Genomic DNA, 15,386 nt, shown 5'->3' on the forward strand with positions numbered 1-15,386 from the left:
GCGCCCGGGGCAATAGGTTGACGTGCATGGAGGAGCTGGATCGTCAGATCGTCGAGTTGCTCGTCAGGGACGGGCGCATGAGCTACACCGATCTGGGCAGGGCCACGGGCCTGTCCACCTCGGCGGTGCACCAGCGCGTGCGCCGGCTCGAGCAGCGGGGCGTCATCCGGGGGTACGCCGCCGTCGTCGACCCCGAGGAGGTCGGACTGCCCCTCACCGCGTTCATCTCGGTGAAACCCTTCGACCCCAGTGCCCCCGACGACATCGCCGAGCGGCTGGCCGGCGTACCCGAGATCGAGGCCTGCCACAGCGTCGCCGGCGACGAGAACTACATCCTCAAGGTCCGGGTCGGAACCCCGCTCGAGCTGGAGGAACTGCTCGGCCAGATCCGCTCTCTGGCCGGTGTCTCCACGCGCACGACGGTGGTGCTCTCCACCCCGTACGAGGCACGGCCGCCGCGAATCTAGGCTGTTCCCATGAGCGAGAGTGCGACCCCGGCCGAACACCGCACCGTGCTGCTGCGCGGTGGAGAAGTCCACAGCCCCGCCGACCCCTTCGCCACCGCGATGGTCGTCGAACGCGGGCACGTCGCCTGGGTGGGCTCCGAAGGGGCCGCGGACGCCTTCGCCTCGGGGGTGGACGAGGTGATCGACCTCGAGGGCGCCCTCGTCACCCCGGCCTTCGTGGACGCGCACGTGCACACGACGGCGACGGGCCTGGCGCTCACCGGACTCGACCTCTCCTCCGCCGTCTCGCTCGCCGAGGCGGCGGAACGCATCCGGGCGTACGCCGGGGCCAGGCCCGCCGACCGCGTCCTCATCGGGCACGGCTGGGACGCCTCGCGCTGGCCCGAGCGGCGGCCGCTCAGCCGTGAGGAGCTGGACGGGCTCACGGGAGGCCGCCCCCTCTACCTCACCCGGATCGACGTCCACTCGGCGCTGGTCACCACCGCGATGCTCGACCTCGTGCCCGCGGTCCGGGGCATGGACGGCTTCCGCGGCGGCGAGCCGCTCACCGGCGATGCGCACCACGCCGTCCGGGCGGCTGCGTACGCCTCGGTCTCGCCCGGGCAGCGGGCCGAGGCCCAGCGTGCTGCGCTGCGGCACGCCGTGTCCCTCGGCGTCGGCACCGTCCACGAGTGCGGTGGGCCCGACATCTCCTCCGAGGACGACTTCACGGGGCTGCTCAAGACGGCGGCCGACGAGCCGGGACCGCGCGTCGTGGGCTACTGGGCCGAGACGGACGTGGAGCGGGCCCGCGCCCTCGGGGCCGCCGGAGCGGCAGGAGACCTCTTCGCCGACGGTTCGCTCGGCTCGCACACCGCCTGCCTGCACGAGCCTTACGCCGACGCCCCGCACACCGGCGCCGCCCACCTCGACGCGGCCGCCGTCGCCGCGCATGTCACCTCGTGCACCGAGGCCGGGCTCCAGGCCGGCTTCCACGCCATCGGCGACCATGCGATCAGCAACGTCGTGGCGGGAGTGAGGGCCGCCGCGGACGCCGTCGGTCTCGCCCGGATCCGGGCCGCCCGCCACCGGGTCGAACACGCCGAGATGCTCACCCCCGAAACGGTCGCCGCGTTCGCCGAACTCGGTCTGACCGCCTCGGTGCAGCCCGCGTTCGACGCGGCCTGGGGCGGCGACACCGGCATGTACGCGCAGCGCCTGGGCGCCGAGCGGGCCCGCACCCTCAACCCGTACGCCGCCCTGCTGCGCGCCGGGGTCCCGTTGGCCTTCGGCTCGGACAGCCCGGTCACCCCCCTCGACCCGTGGGGTACCGTGCGGGCCGCGGCCTTCCACCGCACTCCCGAGCACCGGGTCTCCGTACGCGCCGCCTTCACCGCCCACACCCGCGGCGGCTGGCGCGCCGTCGGACGCGACGACGCGGGCACGCTGGTGCCCGGGGCCCCTGCGGACTACGCGGTCTGGCGCACCGGTGAGCTCGTCGTCCAGGCGCCCGACGACCGGGTCGCCCGCTGGTCCACCGACCCCCGTTCCGGTACGCCCGGCCTGCCCGATCTCACCCCCGGAAACACGCTCCCGGAGTGCCTGCGAACCGTGGTCTCCGGACAAACGGTCTACGTGCGGCCGGGCGAGTGACATCGGGACGAATCCTCCCGGCGCCCACCGCCGTGCGGGTTCCTCCACGACCTGCGGATCTTCGTCGCTGACCAGCCCAATCGGTCAATCGCCGCAGATCGCACGACTGTTGACAGAGTGCGCCCGTCGGCCGGTAGGTTCGGCGGGTCCACCACAGGACGTCCGACCGGCCGGCTTCCACGCAGTCGTCGAACGCCGCTGGGCCAGGGGGTGGAGCGCCGCACCGGCGCTCCACCACTGGGAGCCAGGTCCAGCGCCCGCGCCTCGGGGCGAGGGAAGGCCGCGGCCGGTGGGGGTCTCCCCTGCTCCTATGGTGCTCGGGGGGAGGTGCGACCAGGGTGGGGCGCGGCGTTCAGTAGACAACGGCTCTCGGTCGACCCGCAGCCAGCGGTTCCCAGGCCGGCCCGAAGGACGCCGGGCCCCACCCTCCGCCCCGCACCGTGCCGTCGTCGCCCCGCCGACGGCGCTCGCTATGGTGGGTCCCTGCGTACGGACGTTAAGGGGCAGCATGAACGACGGCGGTCAGCGGCGGTACGGTCCGCTCGGCAGAGCCTTGGTGATCATTCCGACCTACAACGAGGCGGAGAACATCGAGCCGATCGTCTCCCGGGTGCGTGCCGCCGTGCCGGAGGCCGACATCCTGGTCGCCGACGACAACAGCCCCGACGGCACGGGAAAGATCGCCGACGAGCTCTCGGCCGAGGACGGCCGGATCCACGTCCTTCACCGCAAGGGCAAGGAGGGCCTCGGAGCCGCCTACCTCGCGGGCTTCCGCTGGGGCATCGACAACGGCTACGGCGTCCTGGTCGAGATGGACGCCGACGGCTCCCACCAGCCGGAGGAACTGCCCAGGCTCCTCACCGCGCTCAAGGGTGCCGACCTCGTGCTCGGCTCCCGGTGGGTGCCCGGCGGGCGCGTCGTGAACTGGCCCAAGTCCCGGGAGTTCCTCTCGCGCGGCGGCAGCACCTACTCGCGACTGCTGCTCGGTGTGCCGATCCGCGACGTCACGGGCGGCTTCCGCGCCTTCCGGAAGGAGACCCTCGAAGGGCTGGGGCTGGACGACGTGGCCTCGCAGGGCTACTGCTTCCAGGTGGACCTCGCCCGGCGGGCCGTGGAGGCGGGCTTCCACGTCGTGGAGGTGCCGATCACCTTCGTCGAGCGCGAGCTGGGCGACTCCAAGATGAGTCGCGACATCGTCGTCGAGGCGCTGTGGCGGGTCACCGCCTGGGGAGTCGGCACCCGGGCGGGCAAGATCATCGGCCGCAGGCCGCTCTGACGGGTTCGCCCGAGCTCCTGGGCTTCCGACGGCCGCTCCCGCTCTCCGGTGCCGGGTCCCGGTCACCGGGCCGGGGCTCCGGAGCGGTCGGCCGGACCGCACCGGATTCCGGCCGCGGCACGGCACTCCCACTCCGCCGGCCGGATTGCCGACCGGCCTTACGTCACTCCTGCCGCGGCCCAGGCACACTGGGAGCATGACGACCGGCGCAACGACACCGACCGCCCCCAAGCGCTCACGCGCCCGCACCTTCGTTCCCCTCGGCATCGCCGCCTGGCTCGTGCTGGAGATCTGGCTGCTGACCCTCGTGGCCGGTGCCGCGGGCGGGCTCACCGTCTTCGCGCTGCTCGTGGCCGGAGGCGTGCTCGGTGCCGTGGTGATCAAACGGGCCGGCCGTCGTGCCTTCCGCAGTCTGTCGGACACCATCCAGCGGCAGCAGTCGGGCACGGCGGGGACGGCGGGCGCCGAGGACGCACGGAGTACCGGGAACGGCTTCCTGATGCTCGGCGGACTGCTCCTCATGCTGCCCGGCCTGGTATCGGACGCGGCCGGTCTCCTGCTGCTCGTACCGGCGGTCCGCACGGCCCTCGGGCGGAGGGCGGAGCGGTCGCTGGAGCGACGGATGCGGCAGGCGAGTCCCGGTTCTCTCGGAGACGCGTTCCAGCAGGCCCGTATTCACCGCCCGGATGGAAAGATCGTGCGGGGTGAGGTCGTCCGCGAGGACGCGCCCACGGGACCCCGTCCCGAGCCGGGGCCGCGTCCGCCGCTGACGTCGTAGCCCGAGGGACGCCGCACGGCCTGCGGCCCGCAGGGGGCGCGCCTGCGCACCGAAGGTGACGCGGCCGGTTGCTCGTGCCGGGTCGGTGCCACGGTGCCGCACGGAGCGGCCCGGGCGCGTTCCCGAGCCGTGTGCCCGGCGTACGAGAGCGCATACGAAGGAGCCGCGGGCTGCGGCACACGATGTGTGTGCCGCAGCCCGCGGCTCCTGCGCTCTGTGCGAGTCGGCGGTACGTCCTTACGCGGACTTCCGGCTGTCGCGCGGGTGCACCGCGATGTTCATGGCCCCGGAGCGGAGGACGGCCAGCCGCTCGGCCAGCACCTCCTCGAGCTCCTCACGCGTGCGCCGCTCCATCAGCATGTCCCAGTGCGTACGCGCGGGCTTCCCCTTCTTCTCCTCGGGGCCGTCCCCGTCCACCAGGAGTGCCTGGGCGCCGCACGCCTTGCACTCCCACTCCGGCGGAATCTCCGCCTCCACCGAGAACGGCATCTCGAATCGATGTCCGTTCTGGCATGCGTACTCCACCGCCTGGCGCGGGGCCAGATCGATGCCGCGGTCGGTCTCGTAGCTGGTCACCACGAGGCGCGTGCCGCGAAGAGCTCGCTCACTCATGAATCGTGCCTCCCGGGCTTGTCGCCCACAGGACAGGTGTCGCTGTCGTCGTCATCCGGTCAACGTCCGGTCGGCGGTAAAGATTCCCGTTGCCGGTCATGCGTCGTCGCCCGTCGTGCCGCTGCTTTTCCAGGGTTTGGGTACCCACCAGTGCCCGGTTTGTCACATCTGGCAGAAAGTGTCACCCAGCGTTTGGAGCTTTTCAGCGCGCAGTAACGGTCCGCCTGGCAGGCCAAAGGCGTACACTACCGGCCCTTCGCTTCAACGTCTAAATCCGGTCCGGTACCGGGTTCCCCGCCGCGGCCACCGCACGCCTCACCGGGACACGTGCCAGGAGCACGAATCCCAGTGCGAAGAAGATCACCAGAGAGATGATGGCGGTCCGGTAGCTTCCCGTCAGCTGGAACGCCAGACCGAACACCAGCGGTCCCAGCCAGCTCAGCCCCCGGTCGCTCATCTCGTAGGCGGAGAAGTACTCCGCCTCCTTGCCGCGCGGGACGAGATGGGAGAACAGCGAGCGGGACAGCGCCTGGCTCCCGCCGAGCACCAGGCCGATCGCGGCGGCGAGTGCGTAGAACCACACCGGCGTCCGCGCGGGCAGGAAGTATCCGGCGGCGAGGATCAGCGTCCACACGGCGAGCGAGCCCAGGATCGTGCGCTTGGCTCCGTGGACGCGGGCCAGCCGGCCCATGCCCAGCGCGCCGGCCACCGCCAGCACCTGCACCAGCAGCACCGCCGTGATCAAGGTGGTCTGGTCGAGGCCCAGCTCCTCGGAGCCGTACACCGATGCCTGGGAGATCACCGTCTGCACCCCGTCGTTGTAGACGAGGTACGCCAGCAGGAAGGACAGCGTCAGCGGATGGCGGCGCATGTCCTTCAGGGTCGCGACCAGCTGGCGCCAGCCCGCTCCGACCGCGCCCTCCGTGAGGGCGGGCGTCCCGGCCGCGGTCCGCCGGTCCCGCAGCCGCCGCAGCGGCACGAGCGCGAAGGCGCCCCACCACACCCCTGCCGAGGCCAGGCAGACGCGGACCGCTTCCGACTCGGAGAGCCCGAAGGACTCGTGGCCGGTGTAGAGGACGAGGTTCAGTACCAGGACCAGCGCCCCCGAGGTGTAGCCGAAGGCCCAGCCGCGTGAGGAGACCGTGTCCCGCTCCTCCGGCCCGGCGATCTGCGGCAGGTACGCGTTGTAGAGGACCATCGAGACCGACAGCGAGGCGTTGGCGACGATCAGCAGGAACGCGCCGAGGAGATAGCGGTCCCCGTCGAGGAAGAGCATGGCCGCCGTCGCCGTCGCCCCCAGGTACGCGGCGACCGCCAGCAGCGGCTTCTTGCGGCCGGTGCGGTCGGCGACGGCACCCACCATCGGCATCACCAGCACCGCCAGCACCACCGAGACGGACACCGCGTAGGGGAACACGGAACCGGCGCGGACCGGGATGCCGAGCGGGTGGACGAAACCGTCGGCGTCCGCCGCCGACTTCGCCACCGCGGTGAGGTACGGGCCGAGGAAGACCGTCAGGACGCTCGTCGAGTAGACGGAGCAGGCGAAGTCGTAGAAGTACCAGCCGCGCTGCTCGCGGCGGCGATCGGTGTCGTCGGCACCGGTGGTCCGGTCCGTGGTGTCAGCGGTCACGACCCGCCCCCCTCACTCGTCCCCGTGGGGAGACGTCGCGACGCTCAGACCCAGACCCCCCGGTCGGTCATCACCGTACGCAGCATCTCCAGATGATCGGTCATGATGCCATCCACTCCCAGGTCCAGGAGAGCGGCCGTACGGTCCGGATCGTTCACCGTCCACACGTGCACCTGGAGCCCGCGGGCGTGGGCCTCGCGGACGAAACGGCGGTCCACCACACGCATCCCGCCCTGCGACTCCGGTACCTGTGCGCACACCGCGCCGGAGCGCAGCACCGCCGGGATCCCGAGCGACCGCAGCCGCAGGCCGAGCACCCCGCGCACGCCGTACGAGGTCGCCAGCGCCGGGCCGGCGAGCCGCGCCGCACGCGACACCCGGCCCTCCGAGAACGAGCCCACGCAGACCCGGTCCCAGGCGTTCGTCCGCCGCACGAGGGCGACCAGTGGCTCCAGCGCGCCCTCGGCCTTGATGTCCACGTTCCAGCGGGCCTCCGGGAACTCCTCCAGCAGGTCCTCGAAGAGCGGCAGGGGTTCCTTGCCGGCCACCCGTGCCCGTTCGACCTCGGCCCACGGAAGCCGGTCGATCCGGCCGCGGACGTCGGTCACCCGGTCCAGCGTCGGGTCGTGGAACGCGACGAGCCTGCCGTCCGCGGTGGTGTGCACGTCCGTCTCGAAGTAGCGGTAGCCGAGCGCGGCCGCGCGCCGGAACGCCGCCGCCGTGTTCTCCAGGCCGTCGGCCGTGCCGCCGCGGTGGGCGAACGGTATGGGGGCGGGGTGGTCGAGGTACGGGTGCCGGGGGCGCGCTGCGGAAGTCACGAACGCAGTATCGCTCGTTCGGGTGACGATCCGGCGACGACCGTGCTTCGTCCACCGTTGGACGGGATGGCGAACACGCGCAGGAACAGCTGCGCCAGCGGGCCGATGGACAGGGCGTAGAGGACCGTACCCGCGCCCACCGTGCCGCCGAGGAGGAACCCGGTCGCCACGACCGCGACCTCGATCGCCGTCCGGGCCAGCCGGATCGAACGTCCCGTCAGCCGGTGCAGCCCGGTCATCAGCCCGTCGCGCGGACCGGGGCCGAAGCGGGCGGAGATGTAGAGGCCGGTGGCGGCGCCGTTGAGGACGATCCCGGCCGCCATCACCGGGATCTGCACGGCCGGGCCGTGGACGTCCGGTACGACGGCGAGGGTGCCGTCCATGGCGATGCCGATGACGAAGACGTTGGAGACGGTTCCGAGTCCGGGTCTCTGGCGGATCGGTATCCACAGCAGCAGGACGACGGCGCCGACGATGATCGAGACGACGCCGATGGTGAGTCCCGTCCGCTCGGCCAGGCCCTGGTGCAGCACACCCCAGGGTTCGAGGCCGAGACCCCCGCGGACCAGGAGCGCCGAGCTCGCCCCGTAGAGCGCCAGGCCGAAGTAGAGCTGCATCAGTCTGCGGGGCAGTTGCCTGCCCCGCAGACCGGATGTGATGGACAAGGTTCTGCCCCCGGTGGTGGAAGTGGACTGATGCATGACACTCTGTGGCGGGGATACGGAGGTCAACCATGGCCAATCCGAGGAAGGTGGACTGACTGCGATGGCTCAGTGGACTTCGGCCGTGGGGGCGCCCGCGCTGGCCCGGCAACTGCAGGCACAGCAGCCGCGCCCGGCGGGCCCCGGCACCCGCAGACCGCCCGCGTACCGTGCCCTCGCGGACGGTATCCGGCTGCTCGTCCTCGAGGGCCGGGTCCCCGTCGCCGCCCGGCTGCCCGCCGAGCGCGAACTCGCACTGGCCCTGGCCGTCAGCCGTACCACCGTGGCGGCCGCCTACGAGGCCCTGCGGAACGAGGGCTTCCTGGAGTCCCGCAGGGGGGCCGGCAGCTGGACGGCCGTACCCGCCGGCAACCCGCTGCCTGCGCGGGGGCTCGAACCGCTGCCGCCGGAGTCCCTCGGCTCGATGATCGACCTCGGCTGCGCGGCGCTGCCCGCCCCCGAGCCCTGGCTGACCCGGAGCATCCAGGGCGCGCTGGAGGAACTGCCGCCGTACGCGCACACCCACGGCGACTACCCGGCCGGCCTGCCCGCGCTGCGCCGGACGCTCGCCGACCGGTACACCGAGCGCGGCATCCCCACCATGCCTGAACAGATCATGGTGACCACCGGCGCCATGGGCGCGATCGACGCGATCTGCCACCTCTTCGCGGGACGGGGCGAGCGCATCGCCGTCGAGTCGCCGTCGTACGCCAACATCCTCCAGCTGATGCGCGAGGCAGGCGCCCGGTTGGTGCCGGTCGCGATGGCCGAGGGGCTCAAGGGGTGGGACCTGCCCCGCTGGCGGCAGGTCCTGCGCGACGCCGCACCCCGGCTCGCCTACGTCGTCGCCGACTTCCACAACCCCACCGGGGCGCTCGCGGACGAAGACCAGCGGCGGCAGCTCGTTGACGCAGCCCGGTCCGCCGGCACGGTGCTCGTCGTCGACGAGACGATGGCCGAACTCCGCCTCGACGACGAGACCGGGATGCCCCGGCCCGTCTGCGCCTTCGACCCGGCGGGCTCGACCGTCCTGACGGTCGGCTCGGCGAGCAAGGCCTTCTGGGCGGGCATGCGGATCGGCTGGGTACGGGCCGCCCCGGACGTGATCCGCTCCCTGGTCGCCGCGCGTGCCTACGCCGACCTGGGCACCCCGGTCCTGGAGCAGCTCGGAGTCAACTGGCTGATGGGCACCGGCGGCTGGTACGAGGCGGTGGCCCTGCGCCGTGAGCAGGCCCGCCGGAACCGGGACGAGATGGTGACGGCGCTCCACCGGGAACTGCCGGACTGGGAGTTCGAGGTTCCGCACGGCGGACTGACCCTGTGGGTACGCGCGGGCGGTCTGTCCGGATCCCGTCTGGCGGAGGTCGGCGAGCGGGTGGGCGTGCGCGTCCCCTCCGGGCCGCGGTTCGGTGTGGACGGCGCTTTCGAGGGGTACGTCCGGCTGCCGTTCACCGTCGGCGGACCCGTCGCCGAGGAGGCCGCGGCCCGGCTGGCGGCGGCGGCCCGGCTGGTGCGGACGGGCGTGACCACGGGCACGGAGGCGCCGAGGACGTTCGTGGCGTAGGGGTGCTCGCGGCGTCCGGGGAACCGTGCGGCGGCGTGACGGGCGACGGCCCGGGAGCGGCTTTCCGTCAACGGCGGGTCGGCCGGGTGCGGGGGGCGCGCCGGGGCGCGGCGTGAGCCGATGTGCTGCGGCGGCCGGGTGGGCCCGTCCCGGAACCGCCGGCGGCGTGGGCCCGGTCCGGCGCCGCGTTCGTTCAGCCCTCCGCGGGCACCGGCGCCGAGGAGGCTCGTACGGGCGCGCTCGTCGCCGGTTCCGGGACGGACCCGGTGTGCGGTTCCCCTGCCGGACCGGCCGGAAGCTCCCCGTGCGGCCCGGCCGGTGTCCCGCCGGGGCCCGCCGGCTCGGTCTCCCGCTCCGTGCCCCGCCCGTCCGCGGGCATGTCCGCCGCCCCGGTGGCCTGCCTCTCCGGGAGCAGACGCAGCACGGCCTGCCGGTGCTCCTCGCTCGCCGCCTCGTCGAACGGGTCGGGCGTCGCGGGCACCTGGAGCCTGAGTACCGCTCCCGTTCCCATCCGGGCGTAACCCCGGCCGGGCGGCACCTCGGAGGTGGGGGTCGTGTGCGGGGGAGCGCCGAGCACGCCCTTCACCTGCTCGGGCGTGGCCGGGCCGAGCACGAGCCGGGCGCGTGTGTGCGTGCGCACCGTCTCGTTCAGGAACTCGAGGCTGTCGAACTGTTCGGCGACCACCACGGTCACGTGCGCGGCCCGGCCGTGCCGGAGCGGGACCTGCAGCAGTTGCTGGGGGTCAGGCCTGCCGTCCCCGGCCGCCAGATGACTGAAGACACTGGGCCTGTCCACGAGGATGCACAGCGGGCGCCGGGCGTCCTCGGGAGCGGGGTGACCCGCCTGCCGTGCCCGGTTGGCGGCGATGAGCCGGCGCTCCGTCTCATGGGCCGCCCACTCCAGACCGGCAAGTGCCCCGGCCAGCCCGCACTCGACGGCGAGCACGCCGTCGCGGCCCGTCAGACAGGCGTACTCGCCGGTGCCGCTGCCCTCCACGACGAGGACGTCCCCGTGCGGCAGCGCCTGCAGGGCGAGGGAACGCAGCAGGGAGGTCGTGCCGCTGCCCGGGTGGCCGACCGCCAGCAGATGCGGTTCGGTGGAGCGCGGTCCGGTGCGCCACACCACGGGCGGCGCGTCCCTCGTCGCGTCGCCGTCGAGGACGGGCACGGTCCGCTGGACGGAGTCCGGGTCGGTGAAGCCGAGGACCAGTTCGCCGGGAGCGGTCACGAAGCGCTGGGCGGCGATGGTGGTCGGGAGCGGGGGCAGGACGCTCATCAGCAGCCGGTTGGCCTCTTCGTCCCAGGTGAACAGGTACTCGCGGCCGCGGCCCGACTTGGCGTGGAGCAACTGCTCGATCCGGGCGCGGGCCTCGGGCTCGCCGTCGGGGAAGTACGCCGGGTACGCCACCCGCAGCCGGGTCAGCCGGCCGTCCGCGTCGAACTCGTGGTCGCTGAAAGCCTTCGCCCACTCCCCGCCGTGGGCGAACAGCGGACTCGGATCCTCCGGGACGGAGAAGTACGGCACGAGCGCGTCGTGGAGCGCCTGGAGCCGGGCGACCTGGGACTCGTCGGGGCCGGTGCGCACCGGCGTGCGCACCCGCCCCTTCCAGGCCGCCACCCCCATCAGGCCGATCAGCCCGAGCAGCGGCCCGTACGGGAGGAGGGCGACGGCCAGGACGCAGACCGCCGCCAGGAACAGCGCGGGGCCACGCCGGTCCTTGGGCGTGTCGGCCCACTTGCGCAGTCCGGCGGCGGTCAGCAGCCGTAGCCCGCGGCTGATCGTGATGAGCGGATGGAGGACGTCGGTGGCGTTGTCGGCGGCCGTCCGCGCCAGCTCACGGCTGCGAGCGATCCGGTCGTTGGCGCTGATCGGAATGCGGGGGAGTGGTCGCCGGGCCACGTGGTTCTCCTGCTCCTCAGAAGTGTGGGAGGGGTGGTGCGGGGACGTCAGAACTTGATCCCACCCAGGAGGCTGGCCAGGCTCGCGCCTCCCGCGGTGATGCTCGGGGCGATGGCCGTGCCCGCGAGGTAGAAGCCGAAGAGTGCGGAGACCAGCGCGTGCGACGCCTTCAGTCCGTCCTTCTTGAAGAACAGGAAGACGATGATGCCCAGCAGCACGACGCCTGAGATGGACAGAATCATGAGCGGTTCTCCTGGTTGAGGGGACAGTCACCATGAGTCCTTCCATCCTCACAGAAGGTATCTATACGACAAAAGGTGCATTCGGGTGAAAGTTCGCCACTTTCACCGGACCGGCGGATGACGGATCGTTGCCGAACGGGTGTTGATCTTCGCGGTGCCACTCCTGGTGATCTTCGCCGTGTGCCGCGGGATCTTCCTCACGGGTACTTGGAGTGATGCCCCCCGTGGGGGCGAAGTACCCTGTCGGTTCGCTCGTGCGGCGCCGCCCCGCCCTACGAAGCGGCAGGTCAAGCCCCTATCGGGAGTCCGGGACGCACCGGGCGCCCGTCGTCAGCGCAGTGAAAGGCGGTCCTTCGGATGAGTGAAGCCCCGGATCCCGAGGTGGTCGAGCTGGCCTCCAGGATCTTCGACCTGGCACGCCAGGGAGACGCCGAGGCACTTGCCGCCTACGTGGACGCAGGCGTCCCGGCGAACCTCACCAACGACAAGGGCGACTCCCTGGTCATGCTCGCCGCCTACCACGGCCACGCCGGCGCGGTGACCGCTCTCCTGGCACGCGGTGCCGACGCGGACCGTGCGAACGACCGCGGCCAGACGCCTCTCGCGGGCGCCGTCTTCAAGGGCGAGGACGAGGTGATCCGCACTCTGCTGGCCGGCGGCGCCGACCCGGAGGCGGGAACTCCGTCCGCGGTGGATACCGCGCGGATGTTTGGGAAGACAGACCTCCTGGAACTGTTCGGCGCCCGGTGAACGGGAGTTGAACGCCAGGCGGAGCAGCCGCCCGAAATGTGGTCGCGGCGACGAAATGGCTGGGTCATCATGACGTCGGGCCCGCAGGGGGCCACCGACGAGAGGCAGAGGAAGATGGTTTGCACCAAGCGGAAGACGACGGGCAGCCGATCATGTTGCCGCGTGGCCTAGGCGAACACACCCCCGGTCGCGTCGACAGCTTGATGTGAGGCACTTTCCATGTTCGAACCAGTCATAGCGCCGAGCGGTACCTTGCTCGGCCTGCTGCAGAGGGGCCGCGGCGACGGCACGCTGCACGCGCTCGCCGCGCCACGTGCCGAAGCCCTCGGGGCCCTCAACCACTGCGTGCTCCACGACCCCCGCCACGACTGGCAGGTGGAGAACCGCTCCCTCTACTACGCCCGCCTCTTCCTGGACCTGGGCGGCGGTCTCGACGAGATCGAGACCCACCTCTTCGCTGCCGAGGACCACCTCGCCACCGACGACACCCGGACCGGGCTCGCGCTCTCCGTGCTGGGTCACCTGGCCTCCTACGGACGCGACGACGCGCTCGTGCTGCTGCGCAGGTACGCGGCGACCGGCGCCAACTGGGCCTGGGCCCTCGACGAGCTCGCCCTGCGCGACGACGACTCCGGGCTGCGCTCACTCGCCGGAGCCGTGCTCGGCCGTTTCCCGGCCACCCCGGAGGGCGACGCCGAGCTGGCCGCCACCGTGCGCGACGCCTTCGAGCCGAGGCCGTGGCGGCTCTGGGCCGAGGACCGCCGGGAGGCGGTCGGCGCCCGGGTGCGCGCCGCCCGGGAACGCGGGTCCTTCGACCGCTGGCAGCGCCAGATGCGGCCCACGGGGCCACGCCCCGGCTGGAGCGTCGAGTCGGTCCTCGACTGGGCCCAGCAGGGCCTGGAGCGCGGCAGCGCCCTGCACGTCCCCGCGGCGCGCTGCCTCGGCGCCGTCGCCGGCCCCGGGGACCGGCCGCTGATCGCCGAGGCCGCGCGCCGCGGGCCCGACGGCGCACGCTGCGCCGCCCTGCACTACCTGGCGGAGGCGAGAGATCCCGCCGTCCTCGATCTCATCGAGGCCGCGGTCGCCGACCCTTCCCGTACCGTCGCCGACGCCGCCGTCGCCGCGTTCGAGCGGATGTGCGGCGAAGCCGCCGTCGACCGGGCGCGTGGCTGGATCCACCGTCCCGACGCGCTCGGAGCCTCTGCCGCGGGCGTCCTCGCCTGTCGTGGCGGCGCCCAGGACAGCGAGCTCGTGCTCGGCGCGCTCCGCGAGACCGTCCGTGCCGACGGACCAGACGCCCCTCTGCTGTGGGCCCTCGTCGACGGCACCGGCCGGCTGGGCATCGGCTGCGCCGCACCCGTGCTGCGCCACGTCTACCGCGAGACCGCCTCCTCCCAGTTGCGCGGCCGCGCGGCCCGCGCCCTGGCCGCCGCCGACCCCTCCTTCGCGACCGGCTTCGCCGTCGAGTGCCTGTGGGACTGCGAGGAGACCACGAGAGAGGTCGCCGCACTGCACGCCGCGACCGGCGACGCACGCGTCGCCGAGCGTCTCCGCCGGCTCGCCGCCGACCCGGCGGAGGAGGCCGAGGTGCAGACGGCCGTCCGCAGCCGTATCGCGCGGGAGGCTCCTCCGCGCTGACCTGACGCGCCGGGGTGCCCGCCGACCGCGGGCACCCGCGGACGCGGGGAGCGGCGCAACCGGCGAACCGGACCGGTGGCCGGGCCGCCACTCTGCGGCACGACGCCGGCCCGGGCGGGCGGTCGACGGGCCGGGCCGGCGGAACGGCCCCTTCGGCGGTTCGGCGGTTCGGGCTCCCGGGTCCCTCGGCTCCTCGGCGACGCATGCCTCCCGTCGTCGCCGAGGCGGCGGACGGCCGAAAGCACAGCGGGGCCGTGGCCGAAACGGGCACGCAGGGGCAACGCGGGGCAAGCCCGGTGGGCCCACGCAGGCCGGGGTCAAACGCTCATGGGACGTTCGACGCGCGGAAAGATCCACGTTGGCCGCGCCACCCCCGGCGGGACGAGAACACGAGTATGCGTGTCGTCATCGTCACCGAATCCTTTCCACCCGACGTGCCGAGGGCGCCGCCGACCGGCTGAACAGGCGCAGCGCCTGGGCGTACTCGCGGATCGTCTGCACCACGGAGTGGGCCGAGCGCGAGTTCGTCCGGATCGGCGCGCGGAACGTGGTGCGCGCACCCCTCGGCGTCGAGCTCGACCGCTGCAGGCCGGGACGCCGCAGCCGAGTGCTGCGCGCCCGCTACGCGGAGGGCGCCGACGCCCTGCTGCTGCTCTGCTCCCGGCTCTCCGTGGAGAAGCGTCCCGGCATGGCCCTGGAGGCACTCGCCGGGCTGCGCGGGAGCGGGGTGCGGGCGGCCCTCGTGGTGGCGGGGGAAGGCCCGCTGCGCGCCCGGCTGGTCCGGCGGGCGCGCGAGGAGCGGCTGCCGGTGCACTTCCTCGGCCATGTCGCCGACCGCGAGGCCCTGGCCGACCTCCAGGCCGCAGCGGACATCTGCCTGGCGCCGGGGCCCGCCGAGACGTTCGGGCTGTCCGCGCTGGAGGCGCTCGCCAGCGGCACGCCCGTCGTCGCCAGCGCGTCCTCGGCCCTGCCCGAGGTCGTCGGCGACGCGGGAACCGCCGCGCACGACAGACCGGAGGCCTTCGCCGACGCGGTCCGGGAACTCCTCGCCCGCGCCGAGGGCCCGCGCCGCGCCGCCGCCCGTGCCCGGGCCGAACTCTTCGGCTGGGACCGTGCCGTCGCTGCCTTCCTCACCGCCCACGACGCCCCCACCCGGCTCGCGGGCAGCCCGGAGACAGCGGCATGACCACCGAGCAGGGCCCGCCCCTCGGCGTTGCGGCGGCGGACGCCCCGGGCGGTACGGGCACGCGCCGGCCGGGCCGGGTGCGGGGGAGGCGGCTGTGAAGGTGGGGACCTCGTCCTCCGGCGCCGGGGAGACGCCCGTCGGCGCCGTGGCTGCCACCGGTTCCGGTGGCGCGACCGTTGCCGAGGACCC

At 73.3% G+C, this 15,386-nt stretch carries 13 protein-coding genes and 1 pseudogene; 8 read left to right on the top strand and 6 right to left on the bottom strand.

The genetic code is table 11. From position 1 onward, the window contains the following. The first annotated feature begins 26 nt into the window (after positions 1-26). The 4 genes from QMZ92_RS15640 (at position 27) to fxsA (ending at position 4,153) form a co-directional block, all read left to right on the top strand. Positions 27-467, top strand: a complete 441-nt coding sequence (locus QMZ92_RS15640) for an Lrp/AsnC family transcriptional regulator (RefSeq protein WP_138056379.1) — start codon at positions 27-29, stop codon at positions 465-467. 9 nt (positions 468-476) lie between these two features. After that, a complete protein-coding gene (locus QMZ92_RS15645; RefSeq protein ID WP_283297986.1) occupies positions 477-2,099 on the top strand; it encodes an amidohydrolase in 1,623 nt (540 codons plus the stop codon). 508 nt (positions 2,100-2,607) lie between these two features. After that, positions 2,608-3,375, top strand: a complete 768-nt coding sequence (locus tag QMZ92_RS15650; RefSeq protein WP_283297987.1) for a polyprenol monophosphomannose synthase — start codon at positions 2,608-2,610, stop codon at positions 3,373-3,375. Positions 3,376-3,571: 196 nt separating this feature from the next. After that, complete coding sequence (gene fxsA / locus QMZ92_RS15655) at positions 3,572-4,153, top strand: FxsA family membrane protein (protein WP_283297988.1); 582 nt, start codon at positions 3,572-3,574, stop codon at positions 4,151-4,153. A 237-nt stretch (positions 4,154-4,390) separates the two neighbouring features. Here the strand turns inward: fxsA and QMZ92_RS15660 are convergent, their stop codons facing one another. From QMZ92_RS15660 to yczE, 4 genes are all read right to left on the bottom strand, one after another. Beyond that, positions 4,391-4,765 carry an RNA polymerase-binding protein RbpA gene (locus tag QMZ92_RS15660; RefSeq protein WP_003959706.1) on the bottom strand — a complete coding sequence of 125 codons (375 nt, stop codon included), beginning with the start codon at positions 4,763-4,765 and terminating at the stop codon, positions 4,391-4,393. A gap of 268 nt (positions 4,766-5,033) precedes the next feature. Then, entirely contained in the window at positions 5,034-6,398 is a 1,365-nt protein-coding gene (locus QMZ92_RS15665; protein WP_283297989.1) for an MFS transporter, read from the bottom strand. A 44-nt stretch (positions 6,399-6,442) separates the two neighbouring features. Further along, complete coding sequence (locus tag QMZ92_RS15670; RefSeq protein WP_283297990.1) at positions 6,443-7,216, bottom strand: glycerophosphodiester phosphodiesterase family protein; 774 nt, start codon at positions 7,214-7,216, stop codon at positions 6,443-6,445. Then, positions 7,213-7,917, bottom strand: a complete 705-nt coding sequence (gene yczE / locus QMZ92_RS15675) for a membrane protein YczE (RefSeq protein WP_283297991.1) — start codon at positions 7,915-7,917, stop codon at positions 7,213-7,215. Before yczE ends, QMZ92_RS15670 begins: the two co-directional genes overlap by 4 nt. 64 nt (positions 7,918-7,981) lie before the next feature. Here yczE and QMZ92_RS15680 point away from each other — a divergent pair, with 64 nt between their 5' ends. Then, positions 7,982-9,481 (top strand): SCO1417 family PLP biosynthesis transcription factor, encoded by a 1,500-nt coding sequence (locus QMZ92_RS15680; protein ID WP_283297992.1) that lies wholly within the window; start codon positions 7,982-7,984, stop codon positions 9,479-9,481. A gap of 193 nt (positions 9,482-9,674) precedes the next feature. On the opposite strand, the gene QMZ92_RS15685 is transcribed toward QMZ92_RS15680, so the two are convergent. Beyond that, a complete protein-coding gene (locus QMZ92_RS15685) occupies positions 9,675-11,381 on the bottom strand; it encodes a hypothetical protein (RefSeq protein WP_283297993.1) in 1,707 nt (568 codons plus the stop codon). Positions 11,382-11,428: 47 nt separating this feature from the next. Further along, a complete protein-coding gene (locus QMZ92_RS15690; RefSeq protein ID WP_093658158.1) occupies positions 11,429-11,623 on the bottom strand; it encodes a hypothetical protein in 195 nt (64 codons plus the stop codon). 357 nt (positions 11,624-11,980) lie between these two features. Between QMZ92_RS15690 and QMZ92_RS15695 the strand changes: the two genes are divergently transcribed. The 3 genes and pseudogenes from QMZ92_RS15695 to QMZ92_RS15705 form a co-directional block, all read left to right on the top strand. Next, on the top strand, positions 11,981-12,373 hold the full coding sequence (locus QMZ92_RS15695; protein WP_283297994.1) for an ankyrin repeat domain-containing protein: 393 nt from the start codon (positions 11,981-11,983) through the stop codon (positions 12,371-12,373). Between the two features lie 219 nt (positions 12,374-12,592). After that, on the top strand, positions 12,593-14,011 hold the full coding sequence (locus tag QMZ92_RS15700; protein ID WP_283297995.1) for a HEAT repeat domain-containing protein: 1,419 nt from the start codon (positions 12,593-12,595) through the stop codon (positions 14,009-14,011). Positions 14,012-14,447: 436 nt separating this feature from the next. Then, a pseudogene (locus QMZ92_RS15705) lies at positions 14,448-15,197 on the top strand (glycosyltransferase); the annotation flags it as partial. Positions 15,198-15,386 lie beyond the last annotated feature (189 nt).

Source organism: Streptomyces sp. HNM0645 (assembly GCF_030056615.1).
In the GTDB taxonomy this organism is placed as follows: domain Bacteria; phylum Actinomycetota; class Actinomycetes; order Streptomycetales; family Streptomycetaceae; genus Streptomyces; species Streptomyces marianii.